Source organism: Microcystis sp. M113S1 (genome assembly GCF_020246945.1).
GTDB lineage: Bacteria > Cyanobacteriota > Cyanobacteriia > Cyanobacteriales > Microcystaceae > Microcystis.
This window is the reverse complement of the sequence record NZ_JADBSA010000005.1, coordinates 16,109-32,653: the sequence shown is the minus strand read 5'-3', so window position 1 is coordinate 32,653 and position 16,545 is coordinate 16,109. Positions and strand designations below refer to the sequence as shown.

General features: G+C 43.3%; 13 protein-coding genes and 1 pseudogene. 6 read left to right on the top strand and 8 right to left on the bottom strand.

The window, feature by feature from the left end:
* Positions 1–768 precede the first annotated feature (768 nt).
* Positions 769–1,887, bottom strand: coding sequence for a universal stress protein (locus tag IM319_RS00355; protein ID WP_287684511.1), 1,119 nt, complete (start codon positions 1,885–1,887; stop codon positions 769–771).
* A gap of 230 nt (positions 1,888–2,117) precedes the next feature.
* On the bottom strand, positions 2,118–3,068 hold the full coding sequence (locus tag IM319_RS00350) for an ABC transporter ATP-binding protein (protein ID WP_287734219.1): 951 nt from the start codon (positions 3,066–3,068) through the stop codon (positions 2,118–2,120).
* Positions 3,069–3,348: 280 nt separating this feature from the next.
* Between IM319_RS00350 and dacB the strand changes: the two genes are divergently transcribed.
* Positions 3,349–4,236, top strand: coding sequence for a D-alanyl-D-alanine carboxypeptidase/D-alanyl-D-alanine endopeptidase (gene dacB / locus IM319_RS00345; RefSeq protein WP_287684514.1), 888 nt, complete (start codon positions 3,349–3,351; stop codon positions 4,234–4,236).
* Between the two features lie 81 nt (positions 4,237–4,317).
* Here dacB and IM319_RS00340 read toward each other — a convergent pair whose 3' ends face one another.
* The gene (locus IM319_RS00340) at positions 4,318–4,584 is read right to left on the bottom strand and encodes a DUF6761 family protein (RefSeq protein ID WP_045356196.1); all 267 of its coding nucleotides are present in this window, start codon (positions 4,582–4,584) and stop codon (positions 4,318–4,320) included.
* Between the two features lie 214 nt (positions 4,585–4,798).
* Positions 4,799–5,764, bottom strand: coding sequence for a M48 family metallopeptidase (locus tag IM319_RS00335; RefSeq protein WP_287684508.1), 966 nt, complete (start codon positions 5,762–5,764; stop codon positions 4,799–4,801).
* 46 nt (positions 5,765–5,810) lie between these two features.
* On the opposite strand from IM319_RS00335, the gene IM319_RS00330 reads away from it, so the two are divergent.
* Positions 5,811–5,966 carry a hypothetical protein gene (locus tag IM319_RS00330; RefSeq protein WP_287684507.1) on the top strand — a complete coding sequence of 52 codons (156 nt, stop codon included), beginning with the start codon at positions 5,811–5,813 and terminating at the stop codon, positions 5,964–5,966.
* 90 nt (positions 5,967–6,056) lie between these two features.
* Here the strand turns inward: IM319_RS00330 and IM319_RS00325 are convergent, their stop codons facing one another.
* The 4 genes from IM319_RS00325 to patD form a co-directional block, all read right to left on the bottom strand.
* The gene (locus IM319_RS00325; protein ID WP_287734218.1) at positions 6,057–8,192 is read right to left on the bottom strand and encodes a glycosyltransferase; all 2,136 of its coding nucleotides are present in this window, start codon (positions 8,190–8,192) and stop codon (positions 6,057–6,059) included.
* Positions 8,186–8,431: a hypothetical protein gene (locus IM319_RS00320; protein ID WP_287674604.1), complete on the bottom strand. Its 246-nt coding sequence runs from the start codon at positions 8,429–8,431 to the stop codon at positions 8,186–8,188. The genes IM319_RS00325 and IM319_RS00320 overlap by 7 nt, the downstream gene beginning before the upstream one ends.
* 55 nt (positions 8,432–8,486) lie before the next feature.
* Positions 8,487–10,112 (bottom strand): dipeptide ABC transporter ATP-binding protein, encoded by a 1,626-nt coding sequence (locus tag IM319_RS00315; RefSeq protein WP_287734217.1) that lies wholly within the window; start codon positions 10,110–10,112, stop codon positions 8,487–8,489.
* Between the two features lie 193 nt (positions 10,113–10,305).
* A complete protein-coding gene (patD, locus tag IM319_RS00310) occupies positions 10,306–10,662 on the bottom strand; it encodes a heterocyst frequency control protein PatD (protein WP_287734216.1) in 357 nt (118 codons plus the stop codon).
* A gap of 228 nt (positions 10,663–10,890) precedes the next feature.
* Between patD and IM319_RS00305 the strand changes: the two genes are divergently transcribed.
* From IM319_RS00305 to IM319_RS00290, 4 genes and pseudogenes are all read left to right on the top strand, one after another.
* Positions 10,891–13,188 carry a RelA/SpoT family protein gene (locus tag IM319_RS00305; RefSeq protein ID WP_287734215.1) on the top strand — a complete coding sequence of 766 codons (2,298 nt, stop codon included), beginning with the start codon at positions 10,891–10,893 and terminating at the stop codon, positions 13,186–13,188.
* A gap of 119 nt (positions 13,189–13,307) precedes the next feature.
* A complete protein-coding gene (locus tag IM319_RS00300; protein ID WP_287734214.1) occupies positions 13,308–14,306 on the top strand; it encodes an MraY family glycosyltransferase in 999 nt (332 codons plus the stop codon).
* A 281-nt stretch (positions 14,307–14,587) separates the two neighbouring features.
* Complete coding sequence (leuC, locus tag IM319_RS00295) at positions 14,588–15,991, top strand: 3-isopropylmalate dehydratase large subunit (RefSeq protein ID WP_287734213.1); 1,404 nt, start codon at positions 14,588–14,590, stop codon at positions 15,989–15,991.
* A gap of 215 nt (positions 15,992–16,206) precedes the next feature.
* Positions 16,207–16,488, top strand: a pseudogene (locus IM319_RS00290) (hypothetical protein); the annotation flags it as partial.
* Positions 16,489–16,545: the final 57 nt, after the last annotated feature.

Sequence of the window (16,545 nt, the reverse complement as noted above, 5' to 3'; positions counted from 1 at the left end):
CTAGAAAAACTAAAACGGTATGCTCAACAAAAACAAATTTCTGCTGCCGAAGTTGTCAGGGATTGGATTAAAAAGTTAAAGTAATCAAGCCGCCCTCCGTGACCCTAAAGGGCGGGGTTTTCAACCCAAATTTTCGATAAAGATTAACTCCTAGAATATCATCCCAGAGAAGCCAAGGCGTTGCTGATTTGAGAGGGGAAGTGGGAAGTGGGGAAGTGGGGAAGTGGGGAAGTGGGGAAGTGGGGAAGCTGTCTCATCACCCTATCACCCCAAAACCCTATCACCCTATCACCCTATCTCCTGAATACTGAATACTGACTCCTGACTCCTAACTCCTAATAATTAATTATCAGGATTTTTTGGCAATTGTCCAAAAGGGAAAAGTTTGACTGGGATTGATGATAACTGCTGTAGATGCGGTATTAGCGATCGCAAAAGCAACGAGTTCTATTCAGATTTTACCGGTTTATTTTCGCTTGATCGCCGGTTACGATTGGCAATTCTAGAAAAGAAAAGTTTTTGATGCGTTACGGCAATATTAAGATCTTGATTATTCGGCGTTGCTGATTTGAGATATGAATCTTCTTTTGTGGGATTTTTAAAACCTAGACCAAAACTAACTTTTGGATGGGTGCAAGGTTGTCATTCATACCTTGATTCAGCAACGCTCTTATTTAAATAATAGTTAGACTTAAAATCTTGAAACCTGTTGCTAGTAGAAGGAAAATTTTTTCACCAGCACTTCGTTGGTAAATAGCGGAGCGGTGGTTATCTTTTCGTCCCCTTAGCTCGCGAATTTTTAATCGGTACTTTTGGTTCGGTGGCGATGATGTGAAGATCGATATTTTTCTGCCAGATCAGGCGTATGAGTTTTTGGGTGAAAGAACCTTTGATTAAATGCTTCCAGCGCGATTGAAGGCTCTCCCCGATCACGATCTGGGTAATTCGTTCGCGCTCGGCCACCTCGGCGATCGCTTCCGCCACCTGATAGCTTTTAATCCGTAAGAATTTCCCCTCGAATTCCCGACATAAACGTTCGCAGGTTTCGATATGTAAAGCCTCCTCTCTGGTGAGAAAGCGCTCGGGGTTATCGACGAAAATCACGAAAAATTCCGCGTTCATATACCCCGCTATTCTCGCTCCCCGACGTAATAATCGTAAAGAGTTTGGATAGGTGGAAATACAGACTAATACGCGTTCGTGAACGGGACAGGATTGACCGATGAATTTGGTCAAATTACTCGCTTCTTCTTCTACCGTATCGGCCACTTCGCGCAGGGCGAGTTCCCGTAGGGCGATTAAATTGCGCCGTTGAAAGAAATTATTTAAAGATTGTTGGATCTTTTCGGGAGCGTAGATTTTTCCAGCTAATAATCTTTCCTCTAGGGTTTCGGGAGTAACATCTACCACGATCACTTCATCAGCTTCCTCCAAAATTCGATCGGGTATTCTCTCCCGAACCACCACCCCGGTGATTCGGGCGACCAGATCGTTTAAACTCTCGATATGCTGGATATTCACGGTAGAGTAAACATCGATTCCCCGGGATAAAATTATCTCCACGTCCTGAAAGCGTTTCTCTCGCTCCGAACCGGGTGCGTTCGTGTGGGCTAATTCATCGATGAGACACAGCTGCGGCGAGCGGGCGATAATCGCTTCCGTATCCATTTCCGAGAGAGTGAATCCCTCTTTCTCTAGGATTTTTCTCGCTACGATTTCCAATCCCTCGGCTTTTTCGGCGGTCTCTTTCCTGCCGTGGGTTTCGAGAAGTCCGATCACCACGTCGGTTCCCTGCTTTCTGAGACTATGCCCCTCCTCCAGCATCTTGTAAGTTTTCCCGACCCCCGGGGCCATGCCGATAAAAATTTTATGTCTTCCCCGTCGCACGATCGTCTCCTTTTTGGCAACTTCCCCTTACAGATTAAGATAATTCGATCGTAGCTGGGGGGATTGAATATCATCAATCCTTACTTACCCCCCTCTGATCCTAAATCCTGTTTAAAAGGTATAGGGGAGGAGCGGAGGGCCGGAGCGGCGAGAAACAATCCATAACCGGGTTTTTACAGTGGGATTGGAAGTTAATCCTATTACTAAAAACGGATTTGGCATGAGAGTGCTTATTGACTAGAGGTAATACCGCGCTGACGTAATTGGTCGATAAAAAATTCTTCTAGGGAAGCACGAGCTAAATTAAGACTAATCAAGCGCGCATCGATACTAGACAGGGCAGCCAGAAAAGCATCGGGTTCTCCCTGTAATTGTCCGTGCCAACAATGATCGCGCCAATGCAAACCGAGTATCCATTGCTGTAGTTGATCTTCCCTCCCACCTTGAACAATCACCTGATAGACATCAGCACGACCGAGAATTTGGTCGAGGGAACCAACACAGAGTAATTCTCCCCGGGCCAACAGGGCAATGCGATCGCAAATTTGTTCCACATCGGAGAGAATATGAGAGTTAAAAAAGATGGTTTTCCCCTGTTGTTTGAGGGATTGAATAATTTCCCGCACCTGATAGCGACCGATAGGATCCAGTCCCGACATCGGTTCATCGAGAAAGACTAATTCGGGATCATTGATTAATGCTTGGGCTATACCAATCCGTTGCATCATCCCCTTAGAATATTGACGCAATTGCTTTTTCTGGGCAGTTTTGCGGTCTAATCCCACTAAATCCAATAATTCAGGAATGCGTTTTTTCTGCACAGAAGCGGGAATTTCAAAAATGCTGGCGATTAATTGTAGGAATTCCCAGCCGGTGAGATAGTCGTAGTAGTAGGCATTTTCGGGAAGATAGCCGATGCGTTGCCTGACCGAGCGATCGCCAATTGGCTGACCGAGAATCAAGGCCCGTCCGGAAGTGGGTCGGACAATCCCCAAAAGGGTTTTTAAGAGCGTGGTTTTGCCCGCACCGTTTGGGCCTAATAATCCAAAGGTTTCGCCCTCATGGACAATTAAAGTGCAGTTTTTCAAGGATTCGATTTTTTTATCTAACCAGAATCCCGTCCGATAAGTTTTTTGTAAGTTTAACGTCTCTAGCACAGTTTGACGGCTGGTATTCGTCATTGTTTTGGAATCATCTCTCCTACACTTTGCTTTTATTATCCCCAAATTGTCAGCAGTAATGTCACGGCTATCAAAATAGCACGGTTTTGGAACCCAGAAAAATCCCAACCGGTCTTGAGAAGGGGTATCGGTGCAGTTCCGGGCTATCACAAGCTTTCTTCTCTGGCATTGGTGAGAATCGGCCGCTAAAATCTGTTAGAAAGGTAACTTTGACACTTGAGCGACAACTGGTACAATGGTGCGAACGCTTACGAAAACCAGACTCTGACACAAACACAGCATGAAACAACTCCTCAATTGCCTCAATTCGTTGACAGTGGCTAGTGTAGCCACTATCGCTTTGGCCTACCCTAGCATCGCTCAAGTTAATCTGTCTGTTTATCCCCATCCTTCCTCGTCGAACGAATCCATAGAATTATACGTTCCCCCTCCAGAAAGCAATAACACCAATAATACCTGTACTCAATTGATCGGGGCAAATATCGATAAAGTTATTAGTCAAGCTCCCAATCAGTGGGGTATATTAATCGAATCTATCGATCGCCAAACAGTTATTTATAGTCATAACGCCGATCGCTATTTTATCCCTGCTTCTAATACAAAGTTATTTACCACGGCTGCCGCTTTACAGGTGATGAACCCGGAAACGACAATTCAGAAAAAATCCCTGCGCGATTGGGTTAATATCACTAATCAGAGAAGTAATAATTTCTACGCTGAAACTCTTTTTCGCTTTATCGGCGGTTCTAAAAGTGTTACTGCCATCTTGGCACAATTGGGCATCAATCCCAGTGGTTTTCGTCTAGCCGATGGTTCGGGATTATCCCGCCATAATACCGCTACTCCCCGCTCGATCGTGGAAATTTTGCGGGTGATGTATTATTCTCCTAATCGAGATACTTTCTATGCTTCCTTACCGGTAGCGGGAATTAGTGGCACCCTGAGAAACCGAATGCGTCAGACGGCCGCTACTGGCACAGTTTACGCCAAAACTGGCACTCTTACTGGTGTGCGGGCCTTATCGGGCTATCTAGAACACCCCAACCAAGGACCGATGTTATTTAGCATTATCGTTAATAATCAACGGGTTTCTGGACAGTCCCTGGTGAAAGCGATCGATACTATTGTTCTACAGATGACCCAATCTCGTTCCTGTCAAGCTCAGTAGCTCTCTGGTAAAAATCCCCAATTGTCCTGATCAGCTGTCCGCGCATTTAAATTGCTTGTGGAGATGAGGCAAGAGTAAAGGTTAATAATAGCCATAATCTGCTTCAGTTTGGGTTTGGGTTTGGGGGGAGAGATATTCAAAATTAGAAGGATCTCGCAGAAAGCGAAAAATTTCTTCTTCGAGACGATGAATTAGATAGGGTTCTATGGAATTAGAATCGCGTAAACAGGCTAAATAGCCTTCTACATATAGCCGGATCTCATCAAAACGCGAGCCACGGTGCCAAAGATCCACCATGTCATCGGTTAGTCTTTGATAGTAACGAATGGATTGGGTATCTTGGAGCATGGGCAATAGAACAAAAAAGAGAGAGTGGGGGTAAGTGTTTATCGACAATCGTAGGGAGAATTGCTATTCTCAGTCTCCGATATCTCTATTGTACCCACCAAATCGGCAAAACACAGAGGAGGGAATTTTCAGTGATCAGTAAAGGGTGTGGGGTGTGGGGGAAGTAGGGTGTGGGGAGAACAAAGCTGCCGACCGCCGACCGCCTTCGTATAGGTTATTCGTGGTTTTTTTGTCTTTTTGCCCGTTCAATTTCTGCTTGTAGTTCTGCTATTTGTCGCCTCAATCTTTCGCTTTCGCTATCATGAGCATCAACATTAATTGAGCTTTTTACCCCTGTTTTGGCATAGTTTCCCCGGCGAATTTGACGATAGGATTCCGAGTTAAACCATTCCTGTAGATAATGCACTCTTTCCACGGAAAAAGGATGGGTTAAAAAGGAACCATTACCGCCATTATAAATGAGAAATTTATAAATCTGGTTTAAGTTATCTTGGTCTAATTGTCGGTAGGCTTCCCCTTGGCGAATAAATTCTTCTAAGTTGCATTCATGCAGATATTTTTGACTTCCTCCTGCACATTTCATTAAAGTTCTCAGGACTAAATTTAAATCATCACTAACTAATAAAGCGGCTCTGTCTGCTGATAATTCTGCTTTTCTGCGCCATTCATAAAAGGCATAAACTAGACCGGTAGTAATGGCTTTTCCTAGTCCTAAGGTGATGCCCCCAAGGAAATTAGCCGCCCCCATCACCCAAAAAGACATTTGAATTAAAATACTATGATCGCATTTTAAATGACCTAATTCGTGGGCAAGAATTACCCGAATTTCTTCTTCATCTAAAAGGTCTAAAAGGGCAGTATTAAGGACAATGTAGGGATGTTCCGAACCCAAAGAATAGGCATTGGCTAAAGGGTTTTGACTGACATAAAGATTCGGTTCTGGGAACATATCTAAATCCCGCAGACATTGGCGATATATACCGTATAAAGTGGCGTATTGACGCGGGCCGACTTTTAGATCATTGCCCATTAATAAAATTTGCTGGGGACGTTCATAGAGATATTCGGAAAAACTTTTCGCTAATAAGTCAAACCCCGGAACTGATCTTAAGGCCTGTTCAGCTTGCTGATCTAGGGGATGTTTAAAAGCTTGACTGGAGATATCAGGATAAGTTGGCATATTTTTTCAAGGGGAAAGGGGGAAAGGAAAAAGGGGAAAGGGAAAAATGATAATTCAGTCGTTAGTCAGAAATAAACGGGCATTAATTGCCAAGTTTTTTAGATTGTCTTGTCAACTTTTTCGAGGCAAACTATGGCATTATAGTCAGGAATTCCTTCTAGAAAAAGTTGGCGTTTATCAAATCAGTAATGCCTCTCAATAGGTTTTTAATTCTGCAAAATTGCGGATTCTAGAGTTTATTTGGTGGCGGTGACATAGAATAGACCTGTGGGAGAAATGAGCTTTTTTCTTGTTAACTATCCTTAGCAATAATTCCTAGACTCGATAACAAAGCTTGTAGGTTATTTTGCACGGTAGCGGGTTGGTATCTCTTAATAGTTTCTAGGGAATTATTAGCGAGTTTTTGCCACAATTCCCTATTATCATAGAGTTCGATCACTGCTTGGGCAAATTCCTCGTCAGTATCGGCAATTAAAACATCTTGGTGGTCAATTAATCCCATACCTTCGGCACCAATTTTTGTGGTAATAGTCGGTAATCCTAGGGAAAGACTTTGACCTATTTTACCCTTCATTCCCGCACCAAATCGCAGGGGGGCAACAAAAACACGACTCTTTTGAAAATAGGGTTCTACTTCGGGAACATAACCGGTAACAATCACTTGATCACTGGCTAATTCTTTCACTTCATCCTTGAGGTTACTTCCCAATAAATTAACGGTAATATCGGGACGAGATGCCCAAACTAAGGGCATAATTTCTAAACATAACCACTTAACTGCATCAATATTAGGAGGGTGATTGTAGCTACCAATAAATACTAAACCGGCTCGCTGGTCAAAAGCAACTTTTTCTGACAGGGAAATTTCCTCGTGAATATTGGGGATTACCCAAACATTTTTCACCCCCAAAGAGTATAAAACCTGCTTTTCATCTTCTGTTACTACCACGGTTGCTTCCGCTTGATTAGCATAGTTTAACTCTAATTTCTGATAGGTTTGCCAACTCCAGCTAGTATTTTGGTAACTGGGATCGAGATAGTCTTTTTGTCGTTTTAAACGCAGAAAATGCAGGTCAATTGTATCATAAATAATTGGTGCTTTTGTTTTTAAGCGAATTAAATCCATATACTTATCGCACAATTCGGGACGACACAACCAAACTCCATCTATCAGGGGTAAATATTTGATTAATTTTTCTTCTAGATTATATCTTTGTGGTGTGCCATAAATAACTTCAATTCCCATCTGTTGCAGTACAGAAGTATAGGGTTGTTCAGGATAGCCATTATCGGGAAAGAAAATCACTGAATAGCCTAAATTGAGCAGTAGCTTAAGAATATTTAATAAACGCACACAGCCGGATTCTCGATCGTATAGTGGAACGTAGGAATCGATGACTAAAATTGTCGGTTTTCCTTGTAAACGTCGGGCAGCTTTGGGTACATTATTAGCATCGTTATTTAGGTGTTTGGTTAATACCTTTGACCATTTTTCTCGAAACTTAGTTTGATTAATAACTTGATATTGTTTGATCCCACTGGAAAGGTCTGTTCCCGAGGTGATTCCTTCGTAGTGAATGACGTTAGATTGGGGTTGATAGAGAACTTGATAACCCAATTCTCGGATGGCAAAACATAAGTCTGTATCTTCGTAATATGCGGGGATAAAGTCTTGACAAAAACCACCTAATTGCTTAAATAAATCTGTAGGAACTAATAAACTGGCCCCCGAACAATAGTCCACGGGACGGACATAATTATATTCCGGTTCATCGGGACTATCTAAGCGTCCATAATTCCAACCATCGGCAGAATTCCAGATAATTCCCCCCGCTTCTTGTTGTTTACTATTAGCATAAATTAACTTAGAACCCACCGCACCAACTTGGGGATTATTGATAATTAATTTCACTAAACTTTCTAGACAGTTTTCCAGAATTCTAGTATCGTTATTGAGAAAATATAGGTATTGACCTTTTGCTTGACTAGCCCCATAATTACAGGAACGAATAAAACCAGAGTTTTCCGCATTATTTAATACTTTGATTCCTGTAACTAAAGTTGCTAATTGTTCTAAGGTTTCATCGCTGGAAGCATCATTAACAATGATTATCTCATAAGCTAAATCAGGACTTAGGTTAACACTCAAGGATTCCAAGCAGTTAAAGGTGTAGGCAAATTGGTTATAAACAGGAATAATAATCGAGACTAAAGGATCATCACTGCTGGCAATTTCTAGGGGTCGCGGTTCAGCTAATTTAGCACTTTCAAGCACCTGTTCTTCAAATTCAGAGGAACTCTTTCCTGTGAGAATTTTAATAATTTTTCGTTTCGTCTTTTTGAGTGCTGGTTTCCATCCTTCCTCTTGGAGACTAAAGACGAATTTTTTGAGCAGTTTTTTAACTTTAAAAATAATCATTATTACCATAATTTTTCCTCTAGAGAAAACCAATCTTGTGCTAAATTTAAATCTCTTTCTGCTCTAACAATAGCTCCTTCTTTTAATTGTTGCTTGAGGTAGTTTCTCTGTTGTTCCATAATATATAATTTAATCGCTTCATTAATTAAATTATTATATTCTTTTTCAGGATAATCACTACTCGCCAACCATCGATCGAGAAGTTGCATGGTATCTTCAGGGAGAGTTATCTGAAGTTGTCTGGCCATTTTGTCTTTCCTAACTATATCTAGATAATAACAATTATAAACCCCCAGAGCAATTTTAGTTCCTATCGGGATAAATTCTCGGGGCTGCTGCGATTAATTTTTGGGTGTAGGGGTGTTGGGGATGGCTAAAAATCTGTTCAGTGTCACCCATTTCAACTATTTTACCCGCAGTCATCACCGCAATTCGATCGCAGAGGAATCTCGCTAACCAAAGATCATGAGTTATAAATAAATAAGTTAGATTAAATAACTTTTGTAACTCTAACATTAACTCTAAAACCTGTGTCTGGACACTCGCATCGAGCATACTAACCGGTTCATCACAAATAACTAATTCTGGACGAGTAATTAAAGCGCGAGCAATGGCTACCCTTTGCTGTTGTCCTCCCGATAACTCTCTAGGATAGCGTCGATAAAATTCCTCTACTGGTGTTAACCCGACTCGATCTAACATTTCTAAAACCTGTTTTTTAGCCGTTTCTAGATTAACTTTTTGATGGATAAAAAGCGGATCGGCAATACTTTCTCCCACCGTCATTAGAGGATTGAGACAAGCGAGGGGATCCTGAAAAATCATCTGCATTAAGCGCCGTTTTGGACGCATTTTTTCCCCCGACAAAGGGGTTAAATCTTCTCCTAAAAATTCCACTTTTCCCCCAGTGGGTTTAATTAACTGTAATAGGGTTCTCGATAGGGTACTTTTCCCACACCCCGACTCCCCAACTAAACCGAAAATTTCCCCTCGATACAGTTCAAAATTGACTTCATCTACCGCTTTAATAAATTTCTTTTCTTTTTTGAAAAAACTATCTAAAAAGTTACCTTCTAGGCTATAATACTGTTTTAAATTATCCACCTTTAACACCGTTTCCTTGCCTTGAATTGCCGTTGATTTTTCCTCCCGTAACTGTAGGTGTAAAGCGGCAGTCAAAAGAGAACGAGTGTAGGGGTGTTGAGGCGCTTTAAAAACTGTTTTTACCAATCCCGATTCGACAATTTTGCCACCCTTCATCACCGCTAATCGATCGCAATATTCTCCCACCATCGCTAAATCATGGGAAATTAACAATAATCCCATCTGTTCCTCGCTACATAAACGCTTTAATTCCCGCAGAATTTCCGCCGAAACTGTCACATCTAAACTGGTGGTAGGTTCATCGGCAATAATTAACTTAGGGTTTAATAATAAAGCTAAAGCAATGGCCACTCTTTGCCGCATTCCCCCGCTAAACTCGTGAGGATATTGAGACCAACGATTAGCAGGAATTTTGACTTTTTCTAGGACAGTACAAGCTTGACTTTTAGCTTGACGATAGGTTAAATTTCCTCGATGAGCTTGCAAAGTTTCCACACAATGATCGCCAATAGTCATCAGCGGATCCAGTCGCGTCATCGGATCTTGAAAGACTAATCCCACCGCTTCCCCGCGAAACTTTTCTAACTGTTTGCTAGATAAAGATAAAAGCGATCGCTCTTCAAAGATAATCTCACCTTCCACGTGAGTGCGATTGGGTAATAACCTTAAAATAGCCTTACCGATGGTCGATTTTCCACAACCAGATTCACCCACTAATCCCAAAGTTTCCCCTTTGCCTATACTAAAAGATACCCCATCGATCGCCCAAGAGGGAGAACTTAATTCTGTCGGGTAGGCAATTTTTAGGTCTTTAATTTCCAACATGACGCGATCGGTAACGATAAAAGTTAGGACTTAAGTAAGTAGTTATAATTAAATCGAAGATAGATTTTGCCTCTGATCCCCCCTGCCCCCCTTGATAAGGGGGGTGCCGATAGGCGGGGGGATCTGATAATTTTTAACGCCTACCTACTTAGGGTCAAGTATGCCACACAAACGGCGATCGAGCATTTAATCACTAATCGACAACTTCCCCTAACAAAACCCGACAATACCCCTTTAAAGTCGCCACTCGATCGCTAATTATCTGTAAACGTTTCTCCCGTCCTTGCCGCGCTGAGGCCAAAAATAACCAGTCCGTCTCCAGCAATCGCCAGGATCGATATAGTTCCGTCTGGACCGCGCGCCAACGATTAGCCACCTCTGGGCTTAAATTGTCATCATTTAGTGACAATATCTCCCCTTCTAGACAGGTTTGTAAAGCTTGAAAAGATTGTAACCCCGTGGAAGCGTCCCCATCCAGAAGGGCAAGACTGAAATCCTCCAGTTTTCTTAACAAAGATTTGTAGGCTTGATGGTAATTTGTCGGTAGCATCCAATACAAAGCGCGTTAGAATTTGTTACATAAGATTAACGATTTGCCATCACGGTGGCAAGTCCTCCTCCCGAGCAGAGACAAAAACTTAAAAGAATCCCGCCCTTTTCGCCGATCGATCCGATTCCAGTGTTAGAGAGTTAAGCAATCTGGCATCCCTTCGGCCTAATAATTTTCTAGTTATCCGTCTCCCCCCCCTCTCGTCCCTATTATCCCCCCGATCTAACCATGAACGCCATCACTGCCATCCAACCAGAAACCCTCACCGTCCTTCCCCGGGCCACGGAACCGAAAAAAGCGTTAGTTTTACCCGATTGGCTGAAAGAATGCCTAATTACCTACGAAAACGACCCCCAGAATCCCGATATCGATTTAATCTGCAAGGCTTTTAATTTCGCCCACAAACTCCACGAGGGCCAGTATCGCAAATCCGGGGAACCCTATATCGCCCATCCTATAGCCGTAGCGGGATTACTGCGGGATCTGGGGGGTGATGGGGCAATGATCGCAGCCGGATTCCTTCACGATGTGGTGGAAGATACGGAAGTCACCCCCGAAGAAATCGAGGCTAGATTCGGTGTTGAGGTGCGTAATTTGGTGGAAGCGGTGACAAAACTCTCCAAATTCAACTTTTCTAGCAAAACTGAACGGCAAGCGGAGAATTTTCGCCGAATGTTCCTGGCGATGGCTCAAGATATCCGCGTCATCGTGGTAAAATTAGCCGATCGCCTGCACAATATGCAAACCCTCGAACACCTTACCCCGCAACAGCAGCAACGCATCGCCCTCGAAACTAGAGAAATCTTTGCTCCCTTGGCTAACCGTTTAGGGATTGGCAGATTTAAATGGGAATTAGAGGATTTATGCTTTAAATACCTCGAACCCGATGCTTATCGCACTGTGCAGTTATTGGTATCGGAAAAACGTATCGATCGAGAGGCCCGCATCGAAACTGTCACTAACACATTGCGGGAAAAATTGCAAGAAATTGGCATAAAAGTTCTTGATTTACAGGGTCGCCCCAAACATCTCTACGGCATCTATCATAAAATGCACAATCAAGGCAAAGAATTCGAGCAGATTTATGATATAGCCGCCGTCCGCATTATCGTCGAAACCAAAGAGGAATGTTATCGTTGTTTAGCCGTAGTTCACGACCAATTTACTCCGATTCCTAACCGTTTTAAAGACTATATCGGTTTACCAAAAGCTAACCGTTATCAATCCCTCCATACCACCGTTGTTGGTTTAAATGCCCGTCCCCTAGAAGTGCAGATTCGCACCCTAGAAATGCACCATGTTGCTGAATACGGGATTGCAGCCCATTGGAAGTATAAAGAAACCGGTTCTAGTCAAACAACTTTAACCGCCGCTGATGAAAAATTCTCTTGGCTGCGTAATCTTCTCGACTGGCAAAAAGACCTGAAAGATGGCCAAGAATACATGGATGGTCTGAAAAATAATTTCTTTGAAGAAGATATCTATGTTTTCACCCCCAAAGGTGATGTGGTGGCCCTCGCCCAAGGTGCGACACCGGTAGATTTTGCCTATCATATTCATAGCGAAGTAGGTAATCAGATGAAAGGGGCAAGAATTAATGGTAAATGGTCAGTTCTTGATGCTCCCTTGCAAAATGGTGATCTGGTGGAAATTCTCACCAGCAAGCATAGTCACCCTAGTTTAGATTGGTTAAATTTTGTCGTTACTCCTAGCGCCAGAAATCGCATCCGGCAATGGTACAAAAAATCGCGACGAGAAGAAAATATTAGCCGAGGTCGTGATTTATTAGAGAAAGAATTGGGTAAAACTGGCTTCGATGCCCTGCTGAAATCAGAACGAATGCAATCGGTGGCTAAACAGTGCAATTATGTGGCAGTAGATGATTTATTGGCGGCCTTAGGTTACGGCGAAGTTACCCTAAAAAATGTGGTTAATCGTCTGCAAGAAACAGTTAAAAATCAACAGGAAATTTTAACGGTCAAAAATCCGCCCGATGTCCTGACTGATTCCCAATTGATTCTACCACCTTCTCCCGTTCAAAGGGCTTTACCCGTTAGTAAATCACCGATCGCCGGTGTGGAGGGATTAGTCTATCGTTTGGCCGGTTGTTGTTGTCCTTTACCCGGAGAAAATATTACCGGTATAGTTGCCCATGCGGGGGAAGGCATTGTTATTCACCGTCAGGGCTGCTCGAATGTGGAAAAAGCCGAAGCTGAACGCTTAATTCCTGTTAGTTGGAACCCTATAGATGAGCAGGGACGTTATCAAACTTATCCGGTAAATATTCAGATTGAAGTGATCGATCGCGTCGGGGTTTTAAAAGATATTCTCTCTCGTTTAAGTGACCAAAATATTAACGTTCGCAATGCCGGAGTTAAGACTAATTTCGGTAAACCCGCTTTAATTTCCCTGAAAATTGAAGTAAAAGACCTGCAACAATTTGAACGCTGTGTTAGTCAAATTAAGCTGATGATCGATGTTTTAAACGTTCGTCGCATCAGTCAGGTAAAAAGCGATCGAGAGTAGGTTAAACCTAAAATTTCTACTCATATCCCCCAAACCCCGGAGCGCCTTTGCTTTTGAATTGGCACTTTTTGTCACCGAACAACGTAGGATCGATAATTAATCTGAGTGCGAAAATCCCTATGTTATTATCCCTACTGTCAGTCATCAGTTTTCTGATTAGTTTTCTGGTGGTTGCCCTGATTAAACAACGTTTTAGTCAACAATTGTTAGATATTCCCAATGAGCGTAGCAGCCATAGTCAACCCACACCTAGGGGGGGTGGACTCGGTTTTGTTGTCGCTTTTGCTCTGACCAGCGGCCTCAGTTATTTTCTCCTTCCTCCTTCCCTACCTCTCATTCCCCTGTGGTTGTCCCTGACTCCTTTAATTATTATCGGCCTTCTCGATGATCGTCGCGGTATTCCCTCTAGTATTCGCTATTTAGTGCAGTTATCCTCCGCTAGTGTTGCGGTCACTTTTTTCGGTGCTTTTCCCCAATCGTGGCTATTAGATTTAGGTTTTGTCGGCAAAATTTTGGCTATTATTCTCACAATTATCGGCCTGACCGCGATCATTAATTTTTATAATTTTATGGATGGTCTCGATGGCTTGGTGGCTGGCTGTACGGCGGTACAATTAGGATTTCTCGCTCTCTATTTTCAGCAACCAATTTTATGGCTTTTAGTGGCAGCTTTAGGCGGTTTTCTCCTCTGGAATTGGTCGCCAGCGAAAATTTTTATGGGTGATGTGGGTAGCACCAGTTTAGGGGCAATTGTCGCTATGGTTTTACTTAATAACCAGGGCAATCAAAGTCAAGCTTGGTCAGCTTTAACTATCACTTTACCTCTGATTGGTGATGCTATTTATACCCTTATTTGTCGATTAATAAGAAAGGAAAATATCTTCCAAGCTCACCGCAGTCACCTTTATCAAAGATTACAAAAGTCTGGCTGGTCTCATCCACAAGTAGCGATTATTTATATGGGGATAACTCTCCTGATTGCTCTGAGTATTAACTACTTAGGAATCCTAGGAGCATGGCTGAGTTTACCTCTGATTCTAGGATTAATTGTTCTCGGAGAAATTTATCTGAACAAGAAAGTTAGCGAGCATAATTTATCAGTGACAAGAAAAGAATAAAATTTTTTTGCTATGGACTGAGGGGTTAGTCAAACCTAGAAAATGTTATGCTAAATCCTCTTGAAAAATTATAGGGATCGGGGGGTAAGGAGCAGAAGGAATTACTCAAATAGTTATTAGCGAAAGTCGTTTATTTCACTCAAAAACTGATGGTTTTAATCTCTGGCAAAAACAGAGCTATTTACCTATTATCCCTACTAACCAAGAGAAAAGAAAAAATTAATATTTATCGGATCAGGTTAGCTGATATGATTAGGGAGATGACTATCATTCCAAGGTCAATGAGCGCAAGAACGTTATTCGATAAAGTCTGGGACGCACACACGGTTAAGATTCTTCCCAGTGGACAGACACAATTATTTATCGGACTGCATCTAGTCCATGAAGTCACCAGTCCGCAAGCTTTTTCGATGCTGAGAGAAAGGGGTTTAAAAGTATTATTTCCAGGACGGACTATTGCCACCGTCGATCACATCGTCCCCACCGAAAATCAGGCGCGTCCTTTCCTTGACGATTTGGCCGAGGAAATGATCCGGGCGATCGAAACTAATGTTCAAACCAATGATATTCCTTTCTACGGCATCGGTTCCGGCAATCAGGGCATAGTTCATGTGATCGCTCCCGAACGGGGTCTAACCCAACCGGGGATGACGATCGCCTGTGGTGACTCCCACACCTCCACCCACGGCGCTTTTGGGGCGATCGCTTTTGGTATCGGAACTTCCCAAGTGCGCGATGTTCTTGCTACCCAAACCCTATCCCTATCGAAATTAAAAGTGCGTCGAGTGGAGGTAAACGGCGATTTAAACCCCGGTGTCTATGCTAAAGATGCAATTCTCCATATTATTCGTCAATTGGGCGTTAAAGGCGGTGTTGGTTACGCCTATGAGTACGCTGGTAGTACAATTGAACGGATGTTCATGGAAGAAAGAATGACGATTTGTAACATGGCGATCGAAGGTGGGGCCCGATGTGGTTATATCAACCCCGATCAGATCACCTACGATTACCTCAAAGGTCGTGATTTTGCGCCTAAAGACTGGGAAAGTGCGGTTAATTGGTGGGAAAGCATTAAAAGCGATGCCGATGCGGTTTATGACGATGTAGTGGTCTTCGATGCCAGTGAAATCGAACCCACAGTTACTTGGGGGATCACTCCCGGCCAAGGAATCGGGGTTAACGAAGTCATTCCCACTTCCGAGAGTTTACCAGAAAGTGAAAGAGCGATCGCAGAGGAAGCCTATCAATACATGAAACTCACCCCCGGCACCCCGATTAAAGGCACAAAAATCGATGTCTGCTTCGTCGGTAGCTGTACTAACGGCCGGATCAGTGATCTGCGCGAAGCGGCCAAATTTGCCCAAGGTCATCGTGTTGCCCCCAATGTGAAAGCTTTTATCGTCCCCGGTTCCGAAAGAGTCAAAAAACAGGCGGAAGCGGAAGGATTAGACCAAATTTTCCTAGCATCGGGCTTTGAATGGCGCGAGGCGGGCTGTTCCATGTGTTTAGCCATGAATCCCGATAAATTGCAGGGAGATCAGATCAGCGCCTCCTCCTCCAATCGTAACTTTAAAGGTCGTCAAGGTTCCGCTTCCGGGCGTACTTTGTTGATGAGTCCGGCGATGGTGGTAGCGGCAGCGATTAAAGGGGAAGTCACCGATCCAAGGGAGTTGTTACAGCCGTGATCTCAATGGTGAGATAGGAAGTTTTGCTTTTGGGGAGTCAGTAATCAGTAATCAGCTTTTTTCTCCCCGCTCCCTTATCGCCCCCTTGACACGGGTTTTAACGGGGTATAGATCGTTCTGTAGGATCAATTCATGATATTGATCCTACTATCAAGCTTTGCCAGCAGTTCAGTGCCTGTCCGTTGTGTTCTGGAGCGCGGTCTGTAGGACGGCGCTCCCGACACTTCGATTTCTTCTTGGGTGCATGGCCGGTAATCGGTATCTGGTTTACGGCAATGGGTGTTAGCACCATGGCGTTCAACCTCAACGGTTTCAACTTCAACCAGTCGATTCTCGATTCTCAAGGTCGTGTAATTGGTACTTGGGCCGATGTATTAAACCGCGCTGGTATCGGTATGGAAGTAATGCACGAGCGCAACGCTCACAACTTCCCCTTAGACTTAGCTAGTGGTGAACAAGCTCCTGTAGCTCTGATTGCTCCTGCTATCAATGGTTAATTCCTAGTCTGAACGAAAAGGCACTCCCGCGAGGGGGTGCTTTTTTGTTGTTTTCAA

Excerpts from the sequence above, each read along its gene's own strand:
- IM319_RS00350 (WP_287734219.1), bottom strand. The coding sequence starts at position 3,068 with ATGACGAATACCAGCCGTCAAACTGTGCTAGAGACGTTAAACTTACAA.
- dacB (WP_287684514.1), top strand. The coding sequence starts at position 3,349 with ATGAAACAACTCCTCAATTGCCTCAATTCGTTGACAGTGGCTAGTGTA.
- IM319_RS00340 (WP_045356196.1), bottom strand. The coding sequence starts at position 4,584 with ATGCTCCAAGATACCCAATCCATTCGTTACTATCAAAGACTAACCGAT.
- IM319_RS00335 (WP_287684508.1), bottom strand. The coding sequence starts at position 5,764 with ATGCCAACTTATCCTGATATCTCCAGTCAAGCTTTTAAACATCCCCTA.
- IM319_RS00330 (WP_287684507.1), top strand. The coding sequence starts at position 5,811 with ATGATAATTCAGTCGTTAGTCAGAAATAAACGGGCATTAATTGCCAAG.
- IM319_RS00325 (WP_287734218.1), bottom strand. The coding sequence starts at position 8,192 with ATGGTAATAATGATTATTTTTAAAGTTAAAAAACTGCTCAAAAAATTC.
- IM319_RS00320 (WP_287674604.1), bottom strand. The coding sequence starts at position 8,431 with ATGGCCAGACAACTTCAGATAACTCTCCCTGAAGATACCATGCAACTT.
- IM319_RS00315 (WP_287734217.1), bottom strand. The coding sequence starts at position 10,112 with ATGTTGGAAATTAAAGACCTAAAAATTGCCTACCCGACAGAATTAAGT.
- patD (WP_287734216.1), bottom strand. The coding sequence starts at position 10,662 with ATGCTACCGACAAATTACCATCAAGCCTACAAATCTTTGTTAAGAAAA.
- IM319_RS00305 (WP_287734215.1), top strand. The coding sequence starts at position 10,891 with ATGAACGCCATCACTGCCATCCAACCAGAAACCCTCACCGTCCTTCCC.
- IM319_RS00300 (WP_287734214.1), top strand. The coding sequence starts at position 13,308 with ATGTTATTATCCCTACTGTCAGTCATCAGTTTTCTGATTAGTTTTCTG.
- leuC (WP_287734213.1), top strand. The coding sequence starts at position 14,588 with ATGAGCGCAAGAACGTTATTCGATAAAGTCTGGGACGCACACACGGTT.